This is a genomic window from Polaromonas sp. LjRoot131 (assembly GCF_964252805.1).
Lineage (GTDB): Bacteria > Pseudomonadota > Gammaproteobacteria > Burkholderiales > Burkholderiaceae_C > Polaromonas.
Map to the genome: position 1 here is coordinate 1,544,224 of NZ_CAXUPF020000001.1, position 25,960 is coordinate 1,570,183.

The 25,960-nt window shown below is 64.5% G+C and carries 22 protein-coding genes and 1 tRNA gene; 14 read left to right on the plus strand and 9 right to left on the minus strand.

Annotated elements, in window-relative coordinates:
• Positions 1-3 precede the first annotated feature (3 nt).
• From ACSQ27_RS07200 to ACSQ27_RS07210, 3 genes are all read left to right on the plus strand, one after another.
• A complete protein-coding gene (locus ACSQ27_RS07200) occupies positions 4-921 on the plus strand; it encodes an SPFH domain-containing protein (protein WP_436154772.1) in 918 nt (305 codons plus the stop codon).
• A 25-nt stretch (positions 922-946) separates the two neighbouring features.
• Positions 947-1,321 (plus strand): DUF2237 family protein, encoded by a 375-nt coding sequence (locus ACSQ27_RS07205; RefSeq protein ID WP_436154773.1) that lies wholly within the window; start codon positions 947-949, stop codon positions 1,319-1,321.
• A 65-nt stretch (positions 1,322-1,386) separates the two neighbouring features.
• Positions 1,387-1,476 (plus strand) — tRNA-Ser (locus ACSQ27_RS07210).
• 174 nt (positions 1,477-1,650) lie between these two features.
• On the opposite strand, the gene ACSQ27_RS07215 is transcribed toward ACSQ27_RS07210, so the two are convergent.
• The 4 genes from ACSQ27_RS07215 to ACSQ27_RS07230 form a co-directional block, all read right to left on the minus strand.
• The gene (locus tag ACSQ27_RS07215) at positions 1,651-2,781 is read right to left on the minus strand and encodes a branched-chain amino acid ABC transporter substrate-binding protein (RefSeq protein WP_436154774.1); all 1,131 of its coding nucleotides are present in this window, start codon (positions 2,779-2,781) and stop codon (positions 1,651-1,653) included.
• 234 nt (positions 2,782-3,015) lie between these two features.
• Positions 3,016-3,384 carry a hypothetical protein gene (locus tag ACSQ27_RS07220; RefSeq protein ID WP_436154775.1) on the minus strand — a complete coding sequence of 123 codons (369 nt, stop codon included), beginning with the start codon at positions 3,382-3,384 and terminating at the stop codon, positions 3,016-3,018.
• The gene (locus ACSQ27_RS07225) at positions 3,381-3,818 is read right to left on the minus strand and encodes a DNA polymerase III subunit chi (protein ID WP_436154776.1); all 438 of its coding nucleotides are present in this window, start codon (positions 3,816-3,818) and stop codon (positions 3,381-3,383) included. The genes ACSQ27_RS07220 and ACSQ27_RS07225 overlap by 4 nt, the downstream gene beginning before the upstream one ends.
• The gene (locus ACSQ27_RS07230) at positions 3,815-5,341 is read right to left on the minus strand and encodes a leucyl aminopeptidase (RefSeq protein WP_436154777.1); all 1,527 of its coding nucleotides are present in this window, start codon (positions 5,339-5,341) and stop codon (positions 3,815-3,817) included. The genes ACSQ27_RS07225 and ACSQ27_RS07230 overlap by 4 nt, the downstream gene beginning before the upstream one ends.
• A gap of 62 nt (positions 5,342-5,403) precedes the next feature.
• Between ACSQ27_RS07230 and lptF the strand changes: the two genes are divergently transcribed.
• The 6 genes from lptF to ACSQ27_RS07260 all read left to right on the plus strand — a co-directional run bounded on the left by lptF (position 5,404) and on the right by ACSQ27_RS07260 (position 10,630).
• Complete coding sequence (gene lptF, locus ACSQ27_RS07235; protein ID WP_436154778.1) at positions 5,404-6,531, plus strand: LPS export ABC transporter permease LptF; 1,128 nt, start codon at positions 5,404-5,406, stop codon at positions 6,529-6,531.
• Entirely contained in the window at positions 6,528-7,676 is a 1,149-nt protein-coding gene (lptG, locus tag ACSQ27_RS07240) for an LPS export ABC transporter permease LptG (RefSeq protein ID WP_436154779.1), read from the plus strand. The genes lptF and lptG overlap by 4 nt, the downstream gene beginning before the upstream one ends.
• 9 nt (positions 7,677-7,685) lie before the next feature.
• Positions 7,686-8,060: a sirohydrochlorin chelatase gene (locus ACSQ27_RS07245; protein ID WP_436154780.1), complete on the plus strand. Its 375-nt coding sequence runs from the start codon at positions 7,686-7,688 to the stop codon at positions 8,058-8,060.
• Positions 8,061-8,128: 68 nt separating this feature from the next.
• Positions 8,129-9,073, plus strand: a complete 945-nt coding sequence (locus ACSQ27_RS07250; protein WP_436154781.1) for a CysB family HTH-type transcriptional regulator — start codon at positions 8,129-8,131, stop codon at positions 9,071-9,073.
• A gap of 106 nt (positions 9,074-9,179) precedes the next feature.
• The gene (locus ACSQ27_RS07255) at positions 9,180-10,355 is read left to right on the plus strand and encodes a pyridoxal phosphate-dependent aminotransferase (RefSeq protein WP_436154782.1); all 1,176 of its coding nucleotides are present in this window, start codon (positions 9,180-9,182) and stop codon (positions 10,353-10,355) included.
• A gap of 116 nt (positions 10,356-10,471) precedes the next feature.
• Positions 10,472-10,630 carry a DUF3309 family protein gene (locus tag ACSQ27_RS07260; RefSeq protein WP_436154783.1) on the plus strand — a complete coding sequence of 53 codons (159 nt, stop codon included), beginning with the start codon at positions 10,472-10,474 and terminating at the stop codon, positions 10,628-10,630.
• Between the two features lie 89 nt (positions 10,631-10,719).
• Here ACSQ27_RS07260 and hrpA read toward each other — a convergent pair whose 3' ends face one another.
• Together hrpA and ACSQ27_RS07270 are read right to left on the minus strand one after the other, a co-directional pair.
• A complete protein-coding gene (gene hrpA / locus ACSQ27_RS07265; protein ID WP_436154784.1) occupies positions 10,720-14,598 on the minus strand; it encodes an ATP-dependent RNA helicase HrpA in 3,879 nt (1,292 codons plus the stop codon).
• 115 nt (positions 14,599-14,713) lie between these two features.
• Positions 14,714-15,934, minus strand: a complete 1,221-nt coding sequence (locus tag ACSQ27_RS07270) for a diguanylate cyclase domain-containing protein (RefSeq protein ID WP_436154785.1) — start codon at positions 15,932-15,934, stop codon at positions 14,714-14,716.
• A gap of 214 nt (positions 15,935-16,148) precedes the next feature.
• Here ACSQ27_RS07270 and argA point away from each other — a divergent pair, with 214 nt between their 5' ends.
• From argA to ACSQ27_RS07295, 5 genes are all read left to right on the plus strand, one after another.
• Positions 16,149-17,498, plus strand: coding sequence for an amino-acid N-acetyltransferase (gene argA, locus ACSQ27_RS07275; protein WP_436154786.1), 1,350 nt, complete (start codon positions 16,149-16,151; stop codon positions 17,496-17,498).
• A gap of 194 nt (positions 17,499-17,692) precedes the next feature.
• Positions 17,693-17,941, plus strand: coding sequence for a DUF1272 domain-containing protein (locus ACSQ27_RS07280; RefSeq protein WP_436154787.1), 249 nt, complete (start codon positions 17,693-17,695; stop codon positions 17,939-17,941).
• Positions 17,938-18,570, plus strand: coding sequence for a LysE family translocator (locus ACSQ27_RS07285; protein ID WP_436154788.1), 633 nt, complete (start codon positions 17,938-17,940; stop codon positions 18,568-18,570). Before ACSQ27_RS07280 ends, ACSQ27_RS07285 begins: the two co-directional genes overlap by 4 nt.
• Before the next feature lie 176 nt (positions 18,571-18,746).
• A complete protein-coding gene (locus ACSQ27_RS07290; protein ID WP_436154789.1) occupies positions 18,747-20,453 on the plus strand; it encodes an ATP-binding protein in 1,707 nt (568 codons plus the stop codon).
• Positions 20,450-20,983: a response regulator gene (locus ACSQ27_RS07295; protein ID WP_436154790.1), complete on the plus strand. Its 534-nt coding sequence runs from the start codon at positions 20,450-20,452 to the stop codon at positions 20,981-20,983. The genes ACSQ27_RS07290 and ACSQ27_RS07295 overlap by 4 nt, the downstream gene beginning before the upstream one ends.
• 46 nt (positions 20,984-21,029) lie before the next feature.
• Here ACSQ27_RS07295 and ACSQ27_RS07300 read toward each other — a convergent pair whose 3' ends face one another.
• From ACSQ27_RS07300 to ACSQ27_RS07310, 3 genes are all read right to left on the minus strand, one after another.
• A complete protein-coding gene (locus ACSQ27_RS07300; protein ID WP_436154791.1) occupies positions 21,030-21,725 on the minus strand; it encodes a Crp/Fnr family transcriptional regulator in 696 nt (231 codons plus the stop codon).
• Positions 21,726-21,878: 153 nt separating this feature from the next.
• Entirely contained in the window at positions 21,879-22,619 is a 741-nt protein-coding gene (locus ACSQ27_RS07305; RefSeq protein ID WP_436154792.1) for a Crp/Fnr family transcriptional regulator, read from the minus strand.
• Between the two features lie 164 nt (positions 22,620-22,783).
• A complete protein-coding gene (locus tag ACSQ27_RS07310; RefSeq protein ID WP_436154793.1) occupies positions 22,784-25,957 on the minus strand; it encodes an error-prone DNA polymerase in 3,174 nt (1,057 codons plus the stop codon).
• Positions 25,958-25,960 lie beyond the last annotated feature (3 nt).

The window sequence follows — 25,960 nt, forward strand, 5'->3', positions numbered from 1 at the left end:
ACCATGTCGTCTTATGTAGCACTTATTGTTTTTATCGTCGCGATGATCTTCGTCATCCGCGCCATCAAGGTCGTGCCCCAGCAGAATGCCTGGGTCAAGGAACGCCTGGGGAAATACGCCGGAACGCTGACGCCCGGACTGAACTGGCTGATTCCCTTCGTGGACCGCGTCGCCTACAAGCACAGCCTCAAGGAAATCCCGCTCGACGTGCCCAGCCAGGTCTGCATCACGCGCGACAACACCCAGCTGCAGGTCGACGGCATCCTGTATTTCCAGGTCACCGACCCGATGCGCGCCAGCTACGGCTCGTCCAACTACATCGTGGCCGTCACGCAGCTGGCCCAGACCTCGCTGCGATCCGTCATCGGCAAGCTGGAACTCGACAAGACCTTTGAAGAGCGCGACATCATCAACGCGCAGGTCGTGGCCGCCATTGACGAAGCGGCCCTGAACTGGGGCGTGAAGGTCCTGCGCTATGAAATCAAGGATCTGACGCCACCCAAGGAAATCCTGCACGCCATGCAGTCGCAGATCACCGCCGAGCGTGAAAAACGCGCGCTGATCGCCGCTTCGGAAGGCCGCCGCCAGGAGCAGATCAATATCGCCACCGGTGAGCGCGAGGCCTTCATCGCCCGCTCCGAAGGCGAAAAACTGGCCGCCATCAACAATGCCCAGGGCGAAGCGGCCGCCATCATGGCCGTCGCCGACGCCAACGCCAAAGCCATCGAAATGGTGGCCGCCGCCATCCGCCAGCCCGGCGGCGAGCAGGCTGTCCAGCTCAAGGTCGCCCAGCAAGCGGTGGACGCCTACTCCAAGGTGGCCAAGGACGCCAAGACCACCCTGATCGTGCCCAGCAACATGACCGAAGTCGGTTCCCTGATCAGTTCGGCCATGAAGATGGTGCAGGCCAACAAGGTGTAATGCGGGTCTGCCGGGGGAAATAGCCATGACAACAAAAAACGTCCTGGGCACGGACCTGGTGCCCTGCTCCTACGACCCGCTCACCGGCTACTTCCGTGACGGCTGCTGCAACACGGACGCCTCGGACCTCGGCTCCCACTTGGTCTGCGTGCGGGTCACTGCCGAATTTCTGGCGTTTTCCGCCCTGCACGGCAACGACCTGAGCACGCCGCGGCCCAGTCACCGCTTCGCCGGACTCAAACCCGGCGACCGCTGGTGCCTGTGCGCCAATCGCTGGCGGGAAGCGCTGGAAGCCGGCTTTGCGCCGCCCGTCATCCTTGAGTCCACCCACAGCAAGGCACTGGAATTTGTCACCCTGGCCCAACTAGAGAAACACCGCTTCCAGGGCGCGGTCCACTAGGACATGCATTTGTGAGGCATTTCCCGGCCGGCAGGCCTGGGCGCTGCTATAATCAAAGGCTTCGCGGAAGGGTGGATGAGCGGTTTAAGTCACACGCCTGGAAAGCGTGCGTAGGGTTAAACCTACCGCGGGTTCGAATCCCGCCTCTTCCGCCAAATAGTCAAGTTGCCGTGAGTTTCCACACGGTGGCAAAAACTCCTGAAAGCCCAGCCAGTCTGGGCTTTTTTGTGCCCGCTCCACCTTTCGCCACTTTCCGTTTTGCGCCTGACGCCGTGCGCCGGCCAAAAAAAAGCCACCTTGCGGTGGCTTTTTTTATCTGCGGTGAACGATCAGTTCAGGGCGGATTTCTTGCCGTCCTTGTAGACGTACAGGGTGATGGCGGGGTTCTTCAATTCGCCATTGGGTTCAAAAGCGATGGTGGTGGTCACGCCCTTGAAGTTGGTTTCAGGCAGCTTGGCGGTGTAGACCTTTGGATCCCACGAACCGGCACGCTTCATCGCGTCAACCAGGACGAAAGTCGCGTCATAGGTGTACGGGCTGTAAACCTGGAACTGGTTGGGGTACTTGGCGTCGTAACGCTTTTTCCAGGCTTCGCCGCCTGGCATTTTTGCCAGGGAAGCGCCGCCTTCAGCGCAGACCACATTGCCGATGGTCTTGGCACCGGCTGCCAGCTTGGCCAGCTCGGCCGTGCAGATGCCGTCGCCGCCGAAGAACTTGACGTTGCCCATGCCGAGCTGTTCCATCTGGCGCAGCATCGGGCCGCCTTGTGGGTCCATGCCGCCAAAGAAGATGGCGTCAGGAGCCTTGGCTTTGACCGCGGTCAGGATGGCCATGAAGTCGGTGGCTTTGTCGGTCGTGAATTGTTCGTCAACCACGGTCATGCCTTTTGCCAGGGCCGTCCGCTTGAACACTTCAGCAACGCCTTGGCCGTAAGCGGTACGGTCGTCGATGATGGCGACCTTCTTCAGCTTCAGCGCGTCGGCTGCATAGAAAGCCAGGCCAGCGCCCAGGGCGTTGTCGTTGGCGATGATGCGGTAGGTGGTTTTGTAGCCTGGCTTGGTCAGGTTGGGGTTGGTTGCAGCGCCCGTGACGTGGGGAATGCCGCAATCGTTGTAAACCTTGGAAGCAGGAATCGTGGTGCCGGAATTCAGGTGGCCGACCACGCCGGCGACTTTGGAGTCGCACAGTTTTTGTGCAGCTGCGGTGCCCTGTTTTGGATCAGCAGCGTCATCTTCAGCAACAATTTCAAACTTGACCTTTTTGCCGCCGATGACCACGTTTTGCGCGTTCAGGTCTTCGATGGCCATGCGCACGCCGTTTTCATTGTCTTTGCCGTAATGGGCCTGCGAGCCGGACAGCGGTGCCACGTGGCCGATTTTGACGACTGCGTCTTGGGCAGAAGCAAAACCCGCCACCGCAGCGAGGGCAGCCACTACTGTCAGTTTTAATTTCATTTGCATAAAAACACTCCGATTAGGAAATTACCGTTAAAGGTTGAGAACGAATTTTTTTACTCAACGGGGCCGAACATAACGCAATTTCCGGGCCCGCACCATAGCAACGTCCCTAGGTTAATTTCTGATAAGGGGGTTTACCCGGGGAGCAGATCGGCTTATGTGAGCAAGTGTTCCAGCAGTCTCCGCGATGGTGCCGCGCGAGAAAAATTCGCGAACCCAAACAGCCACCTCTGCGACCTATCCGCCGGTCGCCGGTGGCGTGTTTTCATTCGCGAAAGCCTGGCTGACGGACTGGCGCACAACGTCCTCGATTTCTTCGCGAAGGCGCGGCGCCAGGCTTTGCGTGTGCTCAAGAATGAGCTGGCCCACCACTTCGCGCAAACGCCGGTCCAGCATCAGGTCGACCCGCTGCAGCACACGCTGCACCATCTGCTCCTGCAAGTCCGGCGAAGCCGCCGGTACTGCCATGGCGGTGACTGCGGCCGCCGCCGGGGACACTGGCGTTGCACCGGCCGGGCCCGAAGCCGGCATGGGGGCCGCGACAGGCCGCACGACTTCCGTCAGCGTGGGCACAAAACGGGGCGGCGCAGGCGGCGGGCGGCTCATGCGCCCTCCCCGGCCGTGGCCAGGTCATGCCGTTTCATCGCATAACCCCTGTCGGTGTAATGCTTCCAGCGGCTGCGCGCGGCGAGGCGGTCTTCGTCGCCCTGCGCCACCACTTCGATAAAACGTTCAAAGCGCTCGAACTCGGGCGGGATGCCCTGGCCCAGGTTGACCAGCACGCCATGGTGCGGACTGGCCTGCAGCGATTCGGCCAGCACCACGGGCGATGCCGCCAGGGTGCTTTCAGCCGCTCCGGCCCGGCAGTGCGGCACGAACTCGGCGGGCGAAAAGCTCCACATCAGCTGGTCCAGTTCGGCCAGCATCGCGGCCTCGCCCGTCACCACCACGCGGGCCCCGCTGAGGTAGGCCTTGCGCAGCAGCCGGCAGCTGTAGGCCAGCTTGTCCGGCACGTTGAAGTGAAAAGCGATCTCGGTCATGCCCGTGTTCTGGCGGCGGCCTTGGGTTTTGCCGAGGCCTTGGGTTTTGCGGCTGCCTTGGGCCGGCTGGAGGCCACCTGGCCCAGCAGGTAGTCGAGCAGCAGCGGCACGGGACGGCCGGTGGCGCCCTTGGCGGCGCCGCCTTTCCAGGCCGTGCCGGCGATGTCCAGGTGGGCCCACGGAAAACTGGCCGCGAAACGCTGCAGGAACTTGGCGGCGGTGATCGCACCGCCGGCCCGGCCGGCCACGTTGGCGACGTCGGCGAAATTGGTTTTCAGGCCTTCGGCGTAGTCGTCGTCCAGCGGCATCCTCCAGCACAGGTCCATCGACGATTCGCCGGCCTGGGCCAGCGCCCCGGCCAGGGCATCGTCGGTGGAAAACATCCCGCTGCGCACGCCGCCCAGCGCGATCACGCAGGCGCCCGTGAGGGTGGCGATGTCGACCACGGCCCTGGGCTTGAAGCGCTCGGCGTAGGTCAGCGCGTCGCACAGCACCAGGCGTCCTTCGGCATCAGTGTTCAGTATCTCGATGGTCTGCCCGCTCATGCTGGTGACCACGTCGCCCGGCTTGATGGCGCGGCCGCCCGGCATGTTTTCGCAGGCGGGGATCAGGCCCACCACATTGAGCGCCGGCTGCAGTTCGGCCAGGGCCCGGAAGGTGCCCAGCACGCTGGCGGCGCCACACATGTCGAACTTCATCTCATCCATCTCGGCAGCGGGCTTGATGGAGATGCCGCCCGTGTCGAAGGTTATGCCTTTGCCGACCAGCACCACAGGCGCCACGGTTTTGGCAGCACCGTCGTAGCGCAGCACGATGAAGCGCAGCGGCTCGGCCGTGCCCTGGGCCACGGCCATGAAGGAGCCCATGCCCAGTTTGGCGACCTCTTTCGGGCCCAGCACCTCGACCTTGATGTTGCGCAATTTGCCCAGTTCCCTGGCGGCACCGGCCAGCAGCGTCGGCGTGGCATGGTTGGACGGCCGGTTGGCCCATTCCTTGGCGAATTCCACGCCTTTGAGCAGGGCCGTGCCTTTGTCCAGGCCGGCCTTGGCCGCCTTGGCGCTCGCGGCATCGCCCACGGCGATCAGCACGCGCTGCAGCCTGGAGGGGCTGGCCTTGGACTTGGTGGTGGTGTAAACGTAGGTCACATCGCCGCAAGCCGTCACGGCGGCGCGCACGGCCTCGGCCTGCAGCGCGTCCAGCAGGTCCAGGCACAGTACGACGCGCTGCGTGTTGCCGTTTTTCACGGCGCCCAGGGCCGCGGCAACGGCTGTGCGGATGTTTTTAGGGCTGGCATCCCCTACCCCGGCCAGCACCAGGCGCGTGGCGGCGATGCCGGGCGCGCGGTAGGCGGCCAGCAGCTTGCCCGGCTTGGCTTCGAAGTCCCCGGACTTGATGGCCAGCGCCGTGAGCGCCGACAGAGGGTCGCTGCCGGCCCCCGTATCCTGGGGTACGAGCACCAGCAGTGCGTCGGTTTTTTCGCTGCAAATACGGGCGCGGGTCAGTGTTTTGAGTTCAAAGTCCATAATTCAGGGTCTGGTGGATAAACCGAAGTAAAACAAAAATAAAGCAAAGCAGATTTCAGTCAATGTTATTCCAATCCTCGATTCGCAAAGAGCTGGCACGCAGTTTCGGCGCCACGCTGGTGGTCTTGGTCACCATCGTGATGACCATCGTGCTGATCCGCACCCTGGGCCAGGCCTCGCGCGGTTTCATCAATCCGCAGGACGTCATGCTCTTCATGGCCTACTCCGCGCTGGGCCGCCTGCCGACCATCCTCACGCTCTCGCTCTTCATCGCCATGGTCAGCACCCTGTCCCGCATGTACCGCGACAGCGAGATGGTGGTGTGGTTCACCAGCGGCCAGGGGCTGGCCGGTTTCCTGCGGCCGCTGTTCCGTTTTGCCTGGCCGGTGCTGCTGGTGATCACGCTGATGGCGCTCTTCGTCTGGCCCTGGACCAACCAGCAGACCAAGGACATGCAAAGCCGCTACGAGCAGCGCGGCGACATTGACCGCATCGCCCCCGGCCAGTTCCAGGAGTCCTCCAGCGGCAACCGCGTGTTCTTCATAGACCGCGACCTGGCGGGCGCGCGCTCCAGCAACAACGTCTTCATCGCCGCCACCGAAAAAGGCAAAAACTCCATCACCACCGCGCGGTCCGGCCGCATCGAGACCCTGAACGACGCCCAGTTCCTCATGCTGGAAAACGGGCAGCGCCTGGAAAACGTGATCGGCCAGCCGGCGCTCAAGATCAGCGACTTCGAGGAGTACGGCACCAAAACCGGCGACGCCAACCCGCTCAGCGAAAACGCGCCGGAAGCCAAACTGCTGTCCACCCGCGACCTCATCAAGACACCCACACGCGGCAACCTCAGCGAACTGGCCTGGCGCGTCGGGCTGGCGCTGGCCTCCATCAACTTCGTCGTATTGGCCGTAGCCCTGGCCAGCGTGAACCCGCGCGGCGGGCGCAGCGGCAACATGATTTTTGTGCTGCTGACCTTCGTCGTCTACAACAACCTGGTCAACCTCGGGCAAAGCTGGATTTTTGTCGGCCTCATCAGCTTCAGCAACTTCCTGCTGGCCCTGCACGGCGGCGTACTGCTGCTGGGCCTGGCCTGGCTGTCCAAGCGGCAGTTCAACTGGGTGCTCAGGCCCGCCCGGCCCCTCAGGCGCGCGCCCATGGCCGTGCGCAACACCGACAGCGAGCTGCCATGAAAACCATACGCCGCCTGATTTACGGAGAAGTGCTGGCCGCCATCGCCCTGGTGGCGCTCGGCTTCCTGGCCCTGTTCTTCTTTTTCGACCTGGTCGACGAACTGCAATACCTCGGCAAGAGCAACGGCATCAATGCCGGCGAGATCTACCAGATCCGCCATGCGCTGCTGTACGTGGGCCTGCTGGTGCCCAACCACCTGTACGAGCTGCTGCCCATTTCGGTGCTGATCGGCACGATCTTCGTCATGGCGCGGCTGGCCCAAAGCTCGGAGTACACCATTTTGCGGACCAGCGGCCTGGGCCCCTGGCGCGCACTGAAGCTGCTGCTGGCCCTGGGCGCGCTGTTTGTGGTGTTCAGCTTCGTGGTCGGCGACTATGTGGCGCCCGCCAGTGAGCGGGCCGCGCAACTGCTCAAGGCACGCTACCAGAGCAAGATCACCATAGGCCAGACCGGCGCCTGGCTCAAGGAAAAGCAGGCCTACAACACCTATGTGGTCAACGTGAAGGCCCTCACCCCCGACAACGAGATGCAGGGCGTGCAGGTGTTCGAGTTCAACAGCAAGGGCCTGATCGTCTCGACCACCCAGGCGCCTCTGGCGAGTTTTGGCGCCGGCGATGCCTGGCAGTTGCAGCAGGCCACGCGCGCGGAGTTCGAGGTCGGCGGCACGCCCGGCGCGAACGGCGCGGCCAGGGCGCAGGAGAGCGCCAAGGTCCACCGCGCGGTGCTTGAAAGCTTCCGCTGGCCCACCGAAATCAGCGCCGAGATGGTGTCTGTGGCGCTGCTCAAACCCGAGCGCATGGGCACCATAGACCTCTTCAACTACGTGCGCCACCTGGACGCCAACGGCCAGACGGCCCAGCGCTATGAAATCGAATTCTGGAAAAAGGTGTTCTACCCGCTGAGCTGCCTGGTGATGGTGATCCTGGCCCTGCCCTTTGCCTACCTGCATTTCCGCTCGGGCGGCATCGCCGGTTATGTGTTTGCCGGGGTCATGATAGGCATCAGCTTCTTCCTGCTCAACAACGTGTTCGGCTATATCGGCAACCTGCGTAACTGGATGCCCTGGCTGGCGGCCGCCACGCCCGGCCTGCTTTACATGGCCGTCTCGCTGGGCGCTTTCGGCTGGCTGGTGCTGCGGCGCTAGCGCATGCCCATGACCAGCCCCACGCCCCCCCGCGGCATCATCCTGCTGGCCCACGGCTCGCGCGACCCCCTGTGGCGCGCGCCCATCGAGGCCGTGGCCGCGCGGATACGCGCCAGCGCGCCCGGCACGCCCGTGCGCTGCGCCTACCTCGAGCTTTGCGCGCCCACGCTGCCTGAAGCCGCGGCCGCACTGGCCGCCGACGGCGTGCACGCCATCCGGGTGTTTCCGCTGTTCTTCGGTGTGGGCAAGCATGCCCGCGAGGACTTGCCGCTGCTGGTCGGGCAGGTCCAGGCCAGCCATCCGGGCATCGCCGTGGAGCTGCTGCCCACCGCCGGGGAGTCCCCCGAACTGACCGCCTTGATGGCGGCGATCGCCCTGGCCTGACGCCCGCCGGTCCTGCCGCTTTAGCGCAATACAGGCATAATAAAGTGAATGATTAGCCTGAATTCGATATGAACCTTCACCAATTCCGATTCGTCCAGGAGGCCATCCGGCGCAACCTGAACCTTACCGAGACCGCCAAAGCGCTGCACACTTCGCAGCCCGGCGTGTCCAAGGCCATCATCGAACTGGAAGAAGAACTGGGCGTGGAAATCTTCGCGCGCCACGGCAAACGCCTCAAGCGCGTCACCGAGCCCGGCGAGCACGTCCTCAAAAGCATAGAACTCATCATGCGCGAGGTCGGCAACCTGCGCCGCATCGGCGAGCAGTTCTCGGCCCAGGACAGCGGCACGCTGTCCATCGCCACCACCCACACCCAGGCCCGCTACGTGCTGCCGCAGCCGGTCGCCAAGCTGCGCGAAGCCTTCCCCAAGGTCAACGTCAGCCTGCACCAGGGCTCGCCCGATCAGGTGGCGCGCATGGTGCTGGACGAAGTCGCCGAAATCGGCATCGCCACCGAATCGCTGACGCAGTACGACGACCTCGTGACCCTGCCCTGCTACGAATGGCAGCACATGCTGGTGATTCCCGTGGACCATCCGCTGGCCAAAAAGGAAAACATTTCGCTGGAAGACCTGGCCGAAGAGCCCTTGATCACCTACCACCCGTCTTTCACAGGGCGTACCAAGATAGACCTGGCCTTTGCCGCCAAACGCCTGCAGCCGCGCATCGCGCTGGAAGCCATCGACTCCGACGTGATCAAGACCTATGTGCGCCTGGGCCTGGGCGTCGGCATCGTGGCCGAGATGGCCATCAAGGAAGACGGCACCAACAGCGACCTGATCGCCATCCCGGCCGGCCCGCTGTTCGGCGTCAACGTGGCGCGCGTGGCCTTCAAGCGCAGCGCCTACCTGCGCAACTTTGTCTATAAATTCGCCGAGCTGCTCAGCGACAAGCTGGACCGCGCTTTGATCACGAAAGCCATGGCCGGCCGCGTCAACGACTACGAAATTTAGTTCTCCCCGAAGCGGCCTGCGGCCGCCTCCCCTCAAGGGGCGCCGCTGGCGGCCCGGCAAAGCCGGTTCCGCGGCGGCTGCTTGAAAAAACCCTCACTATGCAATCATGACTAACACCCTCGAACGCACTCCAAAGCTGGAAACCAAGCTGCCCGCCGTCGGCACCACGATTTTCACGGTCATGTCCACGCTGGCCGCCGAAAAAGGCGCCGTCAACCTGGGCCAGGGCTTTCCCGATTTTGAATGCGACCCGCAGCTGGTCAATGCCGTCACCGGCGCCATGACCCGGGGCCTGAACCAGTACCCGCCCATGACGGGCGTGCCGGTGCTGCGCGAAGCCATCTCGGCCAAGGTCGCCAAGCTCTACGGCCACCGCTACGACGCCAACAGCGAGATCACCATCACCGCCGGCGCGACCCAGGCCATCATCACCGTCATCCTGGCCGTGGTCCATCCCGGCGATGAAGTCATCGTGCTGGAGCCCTGCTACGACAGCTATGTGCCCAACATCGAGCTGGCCGGCGGCAAGGTCGTGCGCGTGCCGCTGACGCCCGGCACCTTCCGCCCCGACTTCGGCAAAATCGCCGCGGCCATCACGCCGCGCACGCGCGCCATCATCGTCAACTCGCCGCACAATCCAAGCGCCACGGTGTGGAGCGAGGCCGACATGCTTGCGCTGCAGGACCTGCTGGCGCCCACCGAGGTGCTGCTGATCAGCGACGAGGTCTATGAACATATGGTGTTCGACGCGGCCCAGGGCCGCATCCACCAGAGCGCAGCCCGATTCCCGGGCCTGGCCGCACGCGCCTTCATCGTCAGCAGCTTCGGCAAGACCTATCACGTCACGGGCTGGAAGGTCGGCTATGTGGCCGCGCCCGCACCCCTCACCGCCGAGTTCCGCAAGGTGCACCAGTTCAACGTCTTCACCGTCAACACGCCGGTGCAATACGGCCTGGCCGCCTACATGGCCGATGAGCAGCCCTACCTGGGCCTGCCGGCTTTCTACCAGCGCAAGCGCGACCTGTTCCGGGACGGCCTGGCCAAAACCCGCTTCAAACTGCTGCCCAGCGAAGGCAGCTACTTCCAGTGCGTGGACATCTCGGAGGTCAGCGACCTCGATGAGGCCGAGTTCTGCAAATGGCTGACCACCGAGATCGGCGTCGCGGCCATTCCGCTGTCAGCCTTCTACGGCAACGGCTTCGACCAGCGCGTGGTGCGTTTCTGCTTCGCCAAAAAAGACGAGACCTTGAACACGGCGCTGCAGCGCCTCGCAAAACTGTAGACCTGTAGGCGCAGGCTGTCAGTGCTTGCCGACGGTTGGACACGCCCTCCTCCTGCTTGTTTGCGCCCGGTACCGGGCAAGAATCAAGGCACATTAATAACTAGGAGTGCTTCCAAATGTCCATTTCGCTCATCCTGCTGATTGTCTTGATCCTTATCCTGGTCGGCGCCCTGCCCACCTGGGGCCACAGTCGCAGCTGGGGCTACGGGCCCAGCGGCGGTGTCGGCCTCGTGGTGCTGATTCTGGTCATCCTGCTGCTGATGGGACGCATCTAGTCAACAGTCCGCATCTTCGCTGGTGATTCACCAGGAAAAATGGCCTTGCGTTGCAAGGCCATTTTTTTGTCCGCTCAGACGCTCTGGGCTTAACTATTCAGTTGCTGCCACGCTTTTTCAAGCCGTTTGATGCTGACAGGCTGCGGCGTACGCAACTCCTGCGCAAAAAAGCTCACACGCAACTCTTCCAGCAGCCAGCGGAATTCCTGCATGCGCGCATCGACCGCACCCTTGCGTTCGGCCACCAGGCGCCAGTAGCGCTGCTCCTGCGGCCGCAGTTCGGCCAGGCGCGCGGTGTCGCGTGCCGGGTCGGCGCGCCATTTTTCCAGCCGCAAGGTGATGGCCTTCAGGTAGCGCGCGAAGTGCTGCAGTTGCGTATAAGGCGTGGCCGTCAGGAAGCGTTTGGGCACCAGGCGCTGCAGTTGCTGGGCGGCGTCCCCCGCGGCCTCGGCGGCGTTTTTGCTGTCCTTGATCTTGCGCTGGGCCACGGCGAATTCGGTGAGGATGCCCGCGGCCAGCCGGGCCACCTCGCTGGCGATCAGCGTCAGGCGGCCCCGGCCGTCGTCTATGCGTTTCTTGAACTCGCCCTCATTCGTAGGCAACGGATCGAGCAGGAAAGCGCGGTCCAGCGCGACCTCGATGATCTGCTCGCGCAACTCTTCCAGGGTGCCGCCGCCGGAGTTGTCGGCTGCGCGCCCCACCAGCATATAAGCCGTGGCCATCTTCTGCAGCTCCGGCAGATTTTTCTCGAGATACTTCAGCGCATCCTTGATCTGCAGCGCGAACAGCCGGCGCAAACCGGCGCGGTGCTTGGCCGCCGCCGCATCGGGTTCATCGAACACCTCTATCGTGACCGCGTCGCCAAGGTCGATCAGCGCCGGAAAACCGATCAGTGTCTGGGAACCCTTGCGGATTTCCATGAGTTCGGGCAGCTCGCCAAAGCTCCAGCCCGTGTAGCGCTCCGCGACCTTGACCGCCGTCTTTTCAGGTGCGGCCTGTGCGCGCCCTGCCTGGGCCGCAGGCCGGTTCGAATCGGGACTGGCGGCCGGCTCCGGCGCCTTTGCCAGATTCTTGAGCCCGGCCAGCGCCTGGAATGCACCGCGCGCCTGTGATCCGAGCTCGCCTTTGAGCGCGCCCAGGTTGCGGCCCGCGCCCAATTGGCGGCCATGCTCGTCCAGCACGCGGAAGTTCATGAACAGGTGCGGCGGCAGCATGTCCAGCTTCATGTCGTTGCGCTTGACATCCAGCGAGGTCGCGTCGCGCACCAGCTTGAGCACCGCATCCGTCAACGAGCCGCTGCCGAACACCTCGGGCTGCAGCAGTTGCTCCGTCATGCGGGCGGCGGTGTCGGGCAGCGGCACCAGGCGCGAGCGCGGGCGCTGGTGCAGGGTCTTGATCAGCGCCTGGACCTTGTCCTTGAGCATGCCGGGCACCAGCCACTCGCAGCGTTCCTCGTTGACCTGGTTGAGCGCGAACAGCGGCACATCGACGGTCACGCCGTCGCGCGCGTCGCCGGGCTCGTGCAGGTAGGTCACCATGCAGTCGACGCCGCCCATGCGCAGGGTTTTGGGGAAAGACTGCGTGGTGATGCCGGCCGCCTCGTGGCGCATCAACTCCTCGCGGGTCAGCAACAAAAGCTTGGGCTGCTTTTTGGACTCTTCCTTGTACCAGTGCTCGCAGCTCGCGCCGCTGTGCACCTCGGCCGGCAGTTGCTGGTCGTAGAGGGCGTAGATCAGTTCCTCGTCAACCAGCACGTCCTGCCGCCTGGCCTTGTGCTCCAGGTCCTGCACCTGCTGGATCAGCTTCTGGTTGGCCGCCAGGAAAGGCAGCTTGGTGTCCCAGTTGCCGGCGACCAAGGCCTCGCGGATGAAAATCTCGCGCGCCGTCACCGGGTCGACGCGGCCGAAATTCACGCGCCGGCCGTTGTAGACCACCAGGCCGTAGAGCGTGGCACGCTCCAGCGCCGTCACCTGCGCGGCTTTTTTCTCCCAGTGCGGATCCAGCAGCTGTTTGCTGAGCAAATGGCCGGCCACCTGCTCCATCCAGGCCGGGTCGATGTTGGCGATGCCACGGCCGAAGAGGCGTGTGGTTTCCACCAGTTCGGCCACCACAATCCAGCGGCCCGGCTTTTTGCTCAGGCGCGCGCCAGGGTGGCGGTAGAACTTGATGCCGCGCGCGCCCAGGTACCAATCTTCCTCGTCGCTCTTGCAGCCGATGTTGCCGAGCAGGCCGCAGAGCATCGAAAGATGCAGCTGCTCATAGCTGGCAGGCTTGTCGTTCAGAACCCATTTCTGTTCGCCCACCACCGTGTGCAGCTGCGAATGGATGTCGCGCCATTCGCGCACGCGGCGTATGTTGACGTAGTTCTCGCGCAGCAGGTTTTCGTATTGGCGGTTCGAGAGCTTGTGGTCGGTGCCGTGGCCGCCGCGCGCATCGCCCAGCCATTTCCAGAGCTTCAGGTAGCCGCTGAATTCGCTTTTTTCATCGTCGAACTTGGCGTGCTGCTGGTCGGCCTGGGCCTGTTTGTCCATGGGCCGGTCGCGCACGTCCTGCACGCTGAGCGCACTGGCGATCACCAGCACCTCGTCCAGCGCGCCGCGGTCCTTGGCTTCCAGAATCATGCGGCCCACGCGCGGGTCCAGCGGCAGCTTGGCCAACGTGCGGCCGACGCCGGTGAGCTCGTTGTCCTCGTCCACCGCACCGAGTTCGGCCAGCAGCTGGTAGCCGTCGGCAATCGCGCGGCGCTGCGGCGGCTCGATGAAGGCGAACTCCTCGACATTGCCCAGGTGCAGCGCCTTCATGCGCAAAATCACCGAGGCCAGTGAGCTGCGCAGGATTTCAGGGTCAGTAAAAGGTTGACGGCCCTGGAAGTCCTTCTCGTCGTACAGGCGTATGCAGATGCCGTCGGCCACGCGGCCGCAACGGCCGGCGCGCTGGTTGGCCGCGGCCTGCGACACCGGCTCCACCATGAGCTGCTCGACCTTGTTGCGAAAGCTGTAGCGCTTGACGCGCGCGGTGCCGGCATCGATCACGTAGCGGATGCCCGGCACGGTCAGCGAGGTTTCGGCCACGTTGGTCGCCAGCACGATGCGCCGGCCGCTGTGGCCGTCGAAAATCCGGTCCTGCTCGGCCTGGCTCAGTCGCGCGAACAGCGGCAGCACCTCGGCATTGCGCGTCAGCGGCTGGTGCGCCAGGTGTTTGCGCAAATGGTCGGCCGCCTCGCGGATTTCACGCTCGCCCGGCAAAAACACCAGGATGTCGCCCGCGCTGTGCGGGCTGAGCCAGAGCTCGTCGACGGCGTCGGCGATCGCGTCGTTCAGGTCATGCTCACGCGACTCCTCAAACGGCCGGTAGCGCTGCTCGACCGGAAACATGCGGCCCGACACCATGATGACCGGCGCCGGGCCTTTGGAAGACGCAAAGTAGTCGGCGAAGCGCTGCGCATCGATGGTCGCCGAGGTGATGACCACCTTGAGGTCGGGCCGGCGCGGCAGCAGCTGGCGCAAATAGCCCAGCAGGAAGTCGATGTTCAGGCTGCGCTCGTGGGCCTCGTCGATGATGATGGTGTCGTAGGCCTTGAGCAGCGGGTCGGTCTGCGTTTCGGCCAACAGGATGCCGTCGGTCATGAGCTTGACGGAGGCGTCGCGCGAGAGCCGGTCCTGGAAGCGCACCTTGTAGCCCACCACGTCACCCAGCGGGGTTTTCAGTTCTTCGGCAATGCGCTTGGCCACGCTGGAGGCGGCAATGCGGCGCGGCTGGGTGTGGCCAATGAGCCGGCCCTGCCCCGGCGGGTAATTGAGCTTGCCGCGCCCCATGGCCAGCGCGATCTTGGGCAGCTGCGTGGTCTTGCCCGAGCCGGTCTCGCCGCAGACGATGACGACCTGGTGGGCCGCCATCGCGGCGGTGATCTCATCGCGCTTGCCGGAGACGGGCAGCGATTCGGGGAAAGTAATGGTCAGGGGGGTCAAAGCAGGAGGCAAAGCGGAAAGCAGGAAATAAGGCCGGAGGCCGGGACGGCCAAAGCCGCCAATTATCGGCTGTTCCGGAAGGCGCAGCGGCCGCGGGGTCGGCGTACCGGCCCGGTCAGGCCGCCAGCACCGGCATGTCGACGATTTCGCCGCTGGTTTCGTCAAACCAGGCGATGCGGCTCGGGTAGCCCAGCGCCGCACGCGACATGCCGCGCCCCAGGCCCACCGCCGAAGAGGCGCGCGCGTCGCTTTTGGACACCCGCAGCACGCCAATCCCGGCTTCCGCCTCCCAGCGCGTCTGCTGGCCTGCCGCCGTGCCGGCTTCCGCGCCGGTGTTGAGCGTCACGCTGCGCGCCAGGGCGGCCTGGACGCGGCGCGCCAGGTGGATCAGGTCGCCGGTCCGGTGGCAGTTGCGCATCAGCAGCAGGAAGCCGTCTTCGCCCAGGCGCCCCATCTCGACGTGGGCCGGCACGGTGCGGCGCAGCCGCCCCGCGCAGACAAACAGCGCATGGTTGACGGCCGCCAGGCCATAGAGTTTTTCAAGCACGTAGAGGTTGGCGACGGACACCACGATCACGCCCATAGGCACCGGCTGGTCGCGGTAGTGCCTGAACACCGTGTTCAGCATGTTGTTGGTTTCGCTGTTGGAGCGCATGCGGGTGACGGGGTCGTAGCTGGGGCCGTAGGCCAGGGCCTGGTTCAGCTCGATCAGGTAGGAGTAGCGGATCCACAGCACCGAGGCCATGGTGGCCAGGTAGGCCGTGCCCGCCAGCGCGCTGACGGCATGCGCCTGCCAGGGCACGTGGGCGCGGTCCAGTGCCGCCCAGCTCAGGCCGGCGATGGCAATCAGCATGAAAACCACGCCGGCCACCGCCACCCAGGCCAGGCGGTCGCCGCGCAGCGCGCTGCGCAGGCTGAGGACCAGCGCCGCACAGCCCATCAGCGCGGCCCCGGCCAGGCTGAGCATCAGGGACTGCTGCGGGCTCAGCGCCCAGCCCAGCGCAATCACCCCGCCGGCGACGCCCGCCAGCAGCAGCAAGGCGCGCCGTTGGGACGCGGGGCTGCGCAAAATGCCCAGGATCGAAAACAGCAGGTAGGCCAGCAACACCGACACCAGACTGGCCACATGGGCCAGGAAGCGCTCCAGGGTGGCGGCGTCGGCGATCGGCAGGCCGCCCAGGAAGGCCACCACAAAAAAGGTCGAGGCCAGGGCCGAAGCGGCGGCATTGACGGCAATGCGCCGCAGGGACCGGATATAGGCAAACACCGACCCGGCCAGCATCAGGCCGGCCGAGCCGAAATAGCAGCCCCAGAACCCGATCGCGTATTTATCCATGACCCCCTGACCATACCCTGCCGGACCCGGTTTCGCCAGCCCCAAAAGGAGTACGCCGCTCGCCGGCCGTGCCTTCATGCCGCGCCCCGTCTCCCTTACACTCACTGGACTTTTCCGTTTGCCGGGTAAAGCAGCGCCGGGAGGCCGGGTTTCGCCTCCGACCGCCCCGCCCCGGCTGCTCCCGCCCCGCCCTTTAGCACCCGAAAGCGCGCCCATGTCCGCCGTCTTCAATTTCACCTTTGTGCCCTGGTTCCGCTCGGTCGCGCCCTATATCCACACGCACCGCGGCAAAACCTTTGTGGTCGGCCTGGCCGGCGAGGCGATCGCCGCCGGCAAGCTGCAGCACATCGCCCAGGACCTGGCGCTGATCCAGAGCATGGGCGTGAAGATCGTGCTGGTGCACGGTTTTCGCCCGCAGGTCAACGAGCAGCTCAAGGCCAAAGGCCATGCGGCCAAATATTCCCACGGCATGCGCATCACCGACGAGGTCGCGCTCGACAGCGCCCAGGAAGCCGCCGGCCAGCTGCGTTATGAGATCGAGGCGGCCTTCAGCCAGGGCCTGCCCAACACCCCCATGGCCGGCTCCACGGTGCGGGTGATTTCGGGCAACTTCATCACCGCGCGGCCGGTCGGCATCCTGGACGGCGTGGACTTCAAGCATTCGGGCCTGGTGCGCAAGGTCGACACCGCCGCCATAGGCCGGGTGCTGGACTTCGGCGCCATGGTGCTGCTCTCGCCCTTCGGTTTCTCGCCCACCGGCGAAGCCTTCAACCTGACCATGGAAGAGGTCGCCACCTCGGTGGCCATCGCCATGCAGGCCGACAAGCTGATCTTTCTGACCGAGATCCCGGGCATACGCATACACCACGACCAGCCCGAGAGCGAAGACAACCCCATAGACACCGAGCTGCCGCTGGCCGCCGCCGAAAAGCTGCTGGCCACCCTGCCCAACGGCGAGCGCCCCACCGACACCGCGTTTTACCTGCAGCACTGCGTCAAGGCCTGCAAGGCCGGCGTGGAGCGCAGCCACATCCTGCCTTTCGCGGTGGACGGCTCGCTGCTGCTGGAAATCTATGTGCACGACGGCATAGGCACCATGGTGATCGACGAGAAACTCGAGGAGCTGCGCGAAGCCACCGAGGACGACGTGGGCGGCATCCTGCAGCTGATCGAGCCCTTTGAAAACGACGGCACGCTGGTCAAGCGCAGCCGCACCGAGATCGAGCGCGACGCCGCCAACTACAGCATCATCGAGCACGACGGCGTCATCTTCGCCTGCGCCGCGCTCTACCCCTACCCCGAAGCCAAAACCGCCGAAATGGCCGCGCTGACGGTTTCGCCGCAAAGCCAGGGCCAGGGCGACGGCGAGAAAATCTTGAAACGCATAGAGCAGCGCGCCCGCGCGGCCGGCCTGCAAAGCATTTTTGTGCTCACCACCCGCACCATGCACTGGTTCATCAAGCGCGGTTTTGTGCAGGTAGACCCGGACTGGCTGCCCGAAGGCCGCAAGCGCAAGTACAACTGGGACCGCAAGAGCCAGGTGCTGGTCAAGAAGCTGAGCTGAGCCTAAAGCTCCCTCTCCCCCTGGGAGAGGGTTGGGGTGAGGGCTTGCGGCCTTTGAATACGCGCAGCGCAACGTCCAGCGCCGTGGGCCCCCATCCCTGCCTTCCCCCAGCGGGGGAAGGAGTAATACCGGACTTTCCCTCGCACGAGTTTTTCTTTAGCATCGAGTCAACTCTCACCGAAACAGGACACCCCATGCTCCAACTCCGCCCCAACTGCGAATGCTGCAACCGCGACCTGCCCAACGAGTCGCCCGACGCGCGCATCTGCACTTTCGAATGCACCTTCTGCGCCGATTGCGTCGACACCAAACTCAAGGGCGTCTGCCCTAATTGCGGGGGTGAATTCGCCGTTCGGCCGCGCCGCCCGGCCGGCAAGCTGGCCAAATACCCGCCCTCGACCGAGCGCGTCTACAAGCCCGAGGGCTGCGGAGCCGCGGCATGAACACCACCACCCTGCTGCTTTTTTCCGTCGTCGCGCTGGTGGCCATCGCCACGCCCGGCCCTACGGTCCTGCTGGCGCTGGCCAACGGCTCACGCTACGGCGTGCGCCGCTCCGTGCCCGGCATGCTGGGCGCGGTGGTGTCTGATTTTGTGCTGGTGGGCGCGGTGGCCCTGGGCCTGGGCGCGCTGCTGGCCGCTTCCGAGTTCTGGTTTTCGGTGCTCAAGTGGGCCGGTGCGGCCTACCTGGCCTGGCTGGGCCTGCGCCTGCTGCGCTCGCGCGGCGGGTTTGAAATTCCCACCGAAGGCGCTGCCGGCACGCAGCACGGCGGCCGCGCGATTTTCATGAAATCCTTCCTGGTGGCGGTGACCAACCCCAAAGGCTACCTTTTCTGCTCAGCCCTGCTGCCGCAGTTCATAGACCCGGCCGCCGCCCAGGCGCCGCAGTACCTCGCGATTGCACTGGTGTTCGCCGGCATCGATTTTTCCGTCATGTTCGGCTATGCCTTTGTCGGCGCGAAGGCGATTCGCCTGCTCAAAGCCTCGGCCACACGCTGGATAGACCGCGCCTGCGGCGGCGCGCTGCTGGCGCTGGCCGGTTCGCTGGCGTTTTACCGACGCGCCAACAGCTAGGCGGTCCCGGGCCTGCGCGGCCCCCTATGTTCGCTGGCGAACAGACCGCCAAAAACCCGTCCTGTCATACTCCCGGAGTCTTTCCAAAGACTTCACACCCCGGCCAGGATCCTGGACGCGCCGCCGCACAGCCGGCGCCTCGCAGCATCGTCGTTACTTCTACAGAAACATGGCCCATGTCACCTATTTCCAGCCTGAGCGTTCTTGACGCCATTGCCCGAGCAGACGGCATAGAAGTCAAGCGACAGGAAGCCCTGCTCAAAACCGGCGCACTACAGACCGCCATTCTCACCAGCGAGAACTTTTCGATCATCGCGACCGACGAAAAAGGCATCATCCAGCTTTTCAACGTCGGTGCCGAGCGCATGCTGGGTTATATGGCGGCCGAGGTCGTCAACAAGATCAACCCGAGCGACATCCACGACCCGCAAGAGGTCATGGCGCGGGCCCAGGCGCTGAGCCTGGAACTCGCCACCCCCATCACGCCGGGCTTTGAAGCGCTGGCTTTCAAGGCCTCGCGCGGCATTGAAGATATCTACGAGCTGACCTACATCTGCAAGGACGGCAGCCGCTTTCCGGCCATCGTCTCGATTACCGCGCTGCGTGACGATTTCGGCACCGTCATTGGCTACCTGCTGATAGGCACCGACAACTCGGTGCGCAAGCAGGTCGAAATCGCGCTGAACGAGGCGATGGCCGTGGCCGAGAAGGCCAACCTCGCCAAGTCCGATTTCCTGTCGAGCATGAGCCACGAGCTGCGCACGCCGCTCAGCGCCATCCTCGGCTTTGCGCAGCTGATCGAGTCCGGCACGCCGCAGCCCACGCCTTCGCAAAAACGCAGCGTCGACCAGATCCTCCAGGCCGGCTGGTACCTGTTGGACCTCATCAATGAAATCCTGGACCTGGCATTGATCGAATCCGGCAAGCTCTCCCTATCGCTGGAGCCGGTATTGCTGGCCGAAGTGATGCGCGAATGCGAGACCATGATCGAATCGCAGGCCGACAAGCGCGGTATCAGCGTGGCATTCCCGGAGTTCGGCTCGCCCCGCTTCGTCAGTGCAGACCGCACCCGCCTCAAGCAGGTGCTGATCAACCTGCTGTCCAACGCCATCAAATACAACACCGAACACGGCAAGGTGACGGTCACGTGTGTCGACACGCCGTCAGGGCACATCCGGATTTGCGTGAAAGACACCGGCGAAGGCCTGACAGAAGAGAAGATAGACCAGCTCTTTCAGCCCTTTAACCGCCTCGGGCAGCAAGCCAACACCGAGCAGGGCACGGGCATTGGCCTCGTCATGACCAAACGGCTGGTTGAGTTGATGGGCGGCGTGATTGGCGTGGAAAGCATGGTCGGCAAGGGCAGCATGTTCTGGATCGAAATGAACATCACCACCGAGCAGAAACTTCCAGCGGACCCGCTGAATCTTGCACACGGCTTTCAGACGCAGGTGCCGGCCGATCCGCATGCACGTACCTTGTTGTATGTTGAAGACAACCCCGCCAACCTGATGCTGGTGGAGGACCTGATTGCCAGACGCCCGGACTTGCGGTTGCTGTCCGCGCGTGACGGCCTGAGCGGCATCGCCATTGCCAAGGCCTCTCTGCCGGACTTCATCCTGATGGACATCAACCTTCCCGGCATCAGTGGCATCACAGCCATGAAGATCCTTTCTGAAGACCCCTTGACGAAACACATTCCGGTGGTGGCGCTCAGCGCCAATGCCATGCCTCGCGACATCGAAAAAGGCCTGGAGGCCGGCTTCTTTCGTTACCTCACCAAGCCCATCAAGATCAACGAGTTCATGGAAACCCTGGACCTGGTGCTCAAGCTGGCAAAGGCCAAAGCCGATCCCGTGCCCATCAAGGAGGCCATCTTATGAAAACCGAGTTCGACATCCTGAACGGCACCATCCTGGTGGTGGACGACCAGCCCGTCAATGTGCAACTGCTTGAGCAACTGCTGGCAGGCGCGGGCTACACCCAGGTCAGCTCCACCACCAATCCGTTCGAGGTGGCCGCGCTGCACGCGGAGCACCGCTACGACCTGATCCTGCTCGACCTGAAGATGCCCGGCATGGATGGCTTTCAGGTGATGGAGGCGCTCAAGGAAGACAAGCACGACAAATACCTCTCTGTCATCGTGCTGACGGCGGAGCCGGCCCACAAGCTGCGTGCCTTGCAGGCCGGTGCCAAGGACTTCATCAGCAAGCCATTTGACCTGGTGGAGGTCAGGACGCGGATCCACAACATGCTCGAAGTTCGGCTTTTGTACAAGAAGCTCGACAACTACAGCAAGCTGCTGGAAATGGCCGTTCAACAAGCCGCTGCAGACCCGCAGCCGGCAGTTAACGCGAAGCCGGCCCCAAAAAGTGCCAATGGCCTTGCCCGCCAGGCGCCGGCGCATCGGTAGAACACGCTCATCAGGCCCTGAAGCCCAGGCTCTGTGGCCTGGCCGCCTACTTGACCAGCAGTTCCATGTACGCCTTCCGGTCAGCCGCATAACAGCCGCAGGAGGCTGCCTCCAGCCCTTGCCTGTCCAGCACCGTGAGCTTGCCGCGGCTGTAGGCAATAAGCCCGCTGCGCTGCAACTCACCCGCCGCCGCCGTGATGCCCACGCGGCGCACACCCAGCATGTAGGCCAGGAACTCTTGCGTCACATCGAAGCTGGAAGCCTGCGAACGGTCCTGGCTCATCAGCAGCCAGCGCGCCAGGCGAGGGCCGATCTGGTGAAAACGCACGCAGGCTGTCGATTCGGCCAGTTGGGCCATCAACACATAGAGGTAGCGGTTCATGCTGCGCTGCAGGGGGGCGCTGGCTGCGAGTTCGGCCTTGAAGGCCCGGTTTCCGATGCGCCAGGCGGTACCGGCGCCCTGCACCAGCGCATGCAGCGGCGCGGTGGCCACGCCCAGCGCCAGCTGCACGCCAAGCATGCCTTCGCGGCCCACCATCCCAACCTCCACACCGGGGCTGCCCTTGACGATGGCGATCAGGGAAATAAAACCGTGGGTGGGAAAGTAGACGTGGCGCGTCGGTTCGCCTGGATCGGACAGCACTTGCGCCAGTACCAGTTCCACGGGTTCACATTGCTTGAGCAGCCGTGCGCGATCCTGACGCGGCAAAAGCGAGATCAGGTGGTTGTCGACAGGTTTCACGGGCGTTCCCAGGTGTGCTTGCCGACCTCCCGGGGCGGGAGGCTGCGTCACGGCCCGGCTGCTGTCGATGGCAGTTTTGGCAGGTGCCTGAGTCTATAGGAACGGGAGTGGCCTGCCTGTTCGTCAGGACACAAAGCCATCATGCGAGCGCAACTAAACGGTTTTTCTCTCGGGCAGAAGGCGGTCGTATTCTTTTTTGACCACCGCATAACACTCGCAGGTACGTTTCTCCAGACCCGGACGGTCCAGCACTGAAATGCGCCCGCGCGAATATTTGATGAGCCCGGCCTGCTGCAATTTGGCGGCCCCCTCGGTCACGCCTTCACGGCGCACGCCCAGCATGTTGGCGATCAGTTCCTGCGTCATGACGAGTTCGCTGCCCTGCAGGCGGTCCATGCTCAGCAGCAGCCAGCGGCACAGTTGCTGGTCGAGTGAATGGTGGCGGTTACAGACGGCGGTCTGCGCCATCTGCGTAATCAGCGCCTGCGTATAGCGCAGCAGCAAATGCAGCACCGGCCCGGCGCGGTCGAACTCCTCTTTCATCGCGTGGGCACTCAGCCGGAAGCCCTGGCCCGCGCTTTGCACGACCGCCCGGCTGGGTGTGGACCCACCCCCCATGAACAGGGATACACCGACCAGGCCTTCATTGCCGACCACAGCGATCTCGGCGGATGCGCCGTTCTCGAGCACGTAGAGCAGCGACACGATGGCCGTCGCCGGAAAGTAAACGTGGCTTTGTACCTTGCCCGACTCATAGACCACATGGCCCAGCGGCATTTCGACCCATTCGAGCTGCGGCAGCCAGCGCTTGAGCTCGGCCGCGGGAAGGGCTGCCAGCAACTGGTTGTCGCGGGGCAGGGATTTGGAAGCGGTGGCGTGGGCGGAAATGGCCATCAGGAAAGTCCCAGTCGGGTTGGCGTCGGGGCACTACCGGGAAGGGTCTTGCATCACCTGCCAGTGTAGGCGTTTGGCAGCGTTTCATGTGTTCGTTATCGAACATAGCGGGCTGAAACGCTCGCCTGATTTAACCCACAGCGAATGTGGATATTCGCAAGGTGTCAATGGAAATCGCGGCTGGAAGTCCCCAGCCGCCCCAGCAGCGGCGTGAGGTCTTCCAGCCGGTGCGCCACCAGGTTGCGCACCGCGCCGTAGCCTTTGGCGGTGCCGCTTTCCTCGCTGCGCTGCCACACGCCGTAGACCGCCAGCAGGCGCGAATGCAGCAGTTCGGCGCGCTGGGCTTCGCGCAGGGACTTCCAGACGATCACGTTGACCGGGCCGGTCTCGTCCTCCAGCGTGACGAAGACGGTGCCCTTGGCGGTTTGCGGCTGCTGGCGCACGGTGACGATGCCGCAACCGGCCACCTCTTCGCCGTCGGGCAGGGTATTGAGCTCACTCGCGCTCAGCAGGCCCTTGCGCGCCAGCCTCTCGCGCAGCAGCGCGACCGGGTGGCGCCGCAGCGTGAGGCCGGTAGCCTGGTAGTCGAACAAAATGTTCTCGCCTTCGGGCGTGTCGGGCAGTGCCAGCGGCGTCTCATGCGTGGGCACGGACTTGAGCAGGCGCGGCGCCGGCTTGATGGCCGAGGCGTCCCACACCTGCTGGCGCCTGTGGCCCGACAGTGGCAACAAGGCATCGGCGGCGGCCAGCGCGTTGATTTCGAGCGTGCCCAGCCCGGCGCGCGACACCAGGTCTTCGGTCGAGGTGAAAGGTGCTTGCGCCCGCGCCGCCACCAGGCGGGTCACGGCGTCTTCGCGCAGGCCGGCCACCAGGCGCAGGCCCAGGCGCACCGCCGGCTGGACACCCTGGGGCAGCAAACCCTCAGGCTCCAGCGTGCAGTCCCAGTGGCTGTGCATCACGTCGATGGGGCGCACTTCCACTTGATGGCGAATGGCGTCCTGCACCAGCTGCGAGGGTGTGTAAAACCCCATGGGCTGCGAATTGACCATGGCCGCCAGGAAGCAGGCCGGTTCGTGGCATTTGAACCAGCAGCTCACATAGACCAGCTTGGCGAAGCTGGCGGCATGGCTTTCGGGAAAGCCGTAGTCGCCGAAACCGAGGATCTGGCTGAAGATGCGTTCGGCGAATTCGGCGCTGTAGCCATTCTTGACCATGGCCTGGACCAGGCGGCCGTGAAAACGCTCGACCCCGCCCTTGCGCTTCCAGGCCGCCATGGAGCGGCGCAGGTCGTCGGCCTCGCCGGGCGTGAAGTCGGCCGCGATCATCGCAATCTGCATGACCTGCTCCTGGAAAATCGGGATGCCCAGCGTGCGCTCCAGGGCCGGATTGAGCGCCGGGTACTCGGGAACGATTGTTTCGCCACGCCTCAGGGCTTCGCGGTTCTTCAGGTAGGGGTGGACCATGCCGCCCTGGATGGGGCCGGGCCGCACGATGGCGACCTCGACGACCAGGTCGTAGTAGCTGCGCGGTTGCAGCCGCGGCAGCATGGACATCTGCGCGCGGCTCTCGATCTGGAACACGCCCACCGTGTCGGCCTCGCAAATCATGTCGTAGGTTTTTTCGTCCGGCTTGACCTGGTGCATCTCCAACTGGCTGCCGCGCACCTGGTTCACCAGCGCCAGGCAGCGCCGTATGGCCGACAGCATGCCCAGTGCCAGCACGTCGACCTTGAGCAGGCCCATGGCCTCGAGATCGTCCTTGTCCCACTGGATGATGCGGCGATCCACCATGGAGGCCGGCTGCACCGGCACCAGCCGCGTGAGCTTGCCCTGCGTGAGCACAAAGCCGCCCACATGCTGGCTCAGGTGGCGCGGAAAGCCGATCAGCTGCGCCGACAGGTCCAGCCACTGCAATACCGGCCCTTCCCTGCCCGCCAGGCCGGCCTGGCGGATCTTTTCTTGCAGCACCTCGCTGCCGTCAAACCAGAAATGCTCTTTGGCGAACTGGTCTATCAGCTCGGGCTCCATCGCCAGCGCCTTGCCGACGTCGCGGATCGCGCTGCGCGGGCGGTAGCTGATGATGGTGGCGGCGATGGCGGCGCGGTCGTGGCCGTATTTGCCGTAGATGTACTGGATGACCTCTTCGCGCCGCTCGTGCTCGAAGTCCACGTCAATGTCGGGCGGCTCGCGGCGTTCGCGGCTGATGAAACGCTCGAACAGCAGCTTGCTTTCCGCCGGGTTGATGGCCGTGACGCCCAGGCAGAAACATACTGCCGAATTGGCCGCCGAGCCGCGGCCCTGGCACAGGATTCCCTCTTGTCTTGCAAATCGCACGATGTCGTGCACGGTGATGAAGAACATCTCGTATTCCAGTTCTTCGATCAGCGCCAGTTCGAAGCCCAGCTGCCTGCGGATCTTGTGGGGAATGCCGCGCGGATAGCATGTGTGGGCCCCTTGCCAGGTCAGCCGCCTGAGCCAGCGCGCCGGCGTCTCGGCCGGCGGCACCATGTCGTCCCGGGGGTAGCGGTACAGGTCGCGGATCTCGTCGAGGTTGAACCGGCAGCGCGCCGCCACCTCCAGCGTGGCGCGCAGCAGCGCGGCCGGGTAAATGCCGGCCAGCCGCATGCGCGGGCGCAGATGCGCCTCGGCATTGGCCTGCAACGCAAAGCCGCATTCATGCACCGGCCGGCCCAGCTTGATGGCCGTCATCACGTCGTGCAGCGGCTTGCGCGAGCGCTTGTGCATCAGCACGTTGCCGGCCGCCACCAGGCGGATGCCGGTGCGCGCCGCCACGTCCTGCAGCTGCTGCAGGCGCAGCGCGTCGTCCAGGCCCTGCTGCAGTTCGACGGCCAGCCAGGCGCCCGGGCCGAACAACCCGACCGCCCAGGCCGCGTGCGCGGCCAGCGCCTGGACATCAATGGCATCGGGCAAAGGCGAGAGCAGGATTTCACAATCGGCCAGCCGCGAAAAATCGGTTTCAGCCAGCGCGACGCGGTAGCTGCCCTTTTCGATCTCATCGCCGGCCCGGCGCGCTTCGGTGATGAACTCGCAGAGGTTGCCCCAGCCCGCAGCATTGCGCGGCAGCACCACCAGCCTGAAGGCATAAGCCGCCTGCACCAGGAATTCCGCCCCCGGCAGCAGCTTGAGCCCGTGGGCCCGAGCCGCCTCATGCGCCTTCACGACACCGGCGACCGAGCATTCGTCGGTGACGGCCAGCGCCTGGTAGCCCAGCTCGGAGGCCCGCTCGGCCAGTTCCTCGGCATGCGAGGCGCCGCGCTGGAAGCTGAAGTTGCTCAGCGCATGCAGCTCGGCGTAATCGGGCAGTGCGTGGACGGACATGCG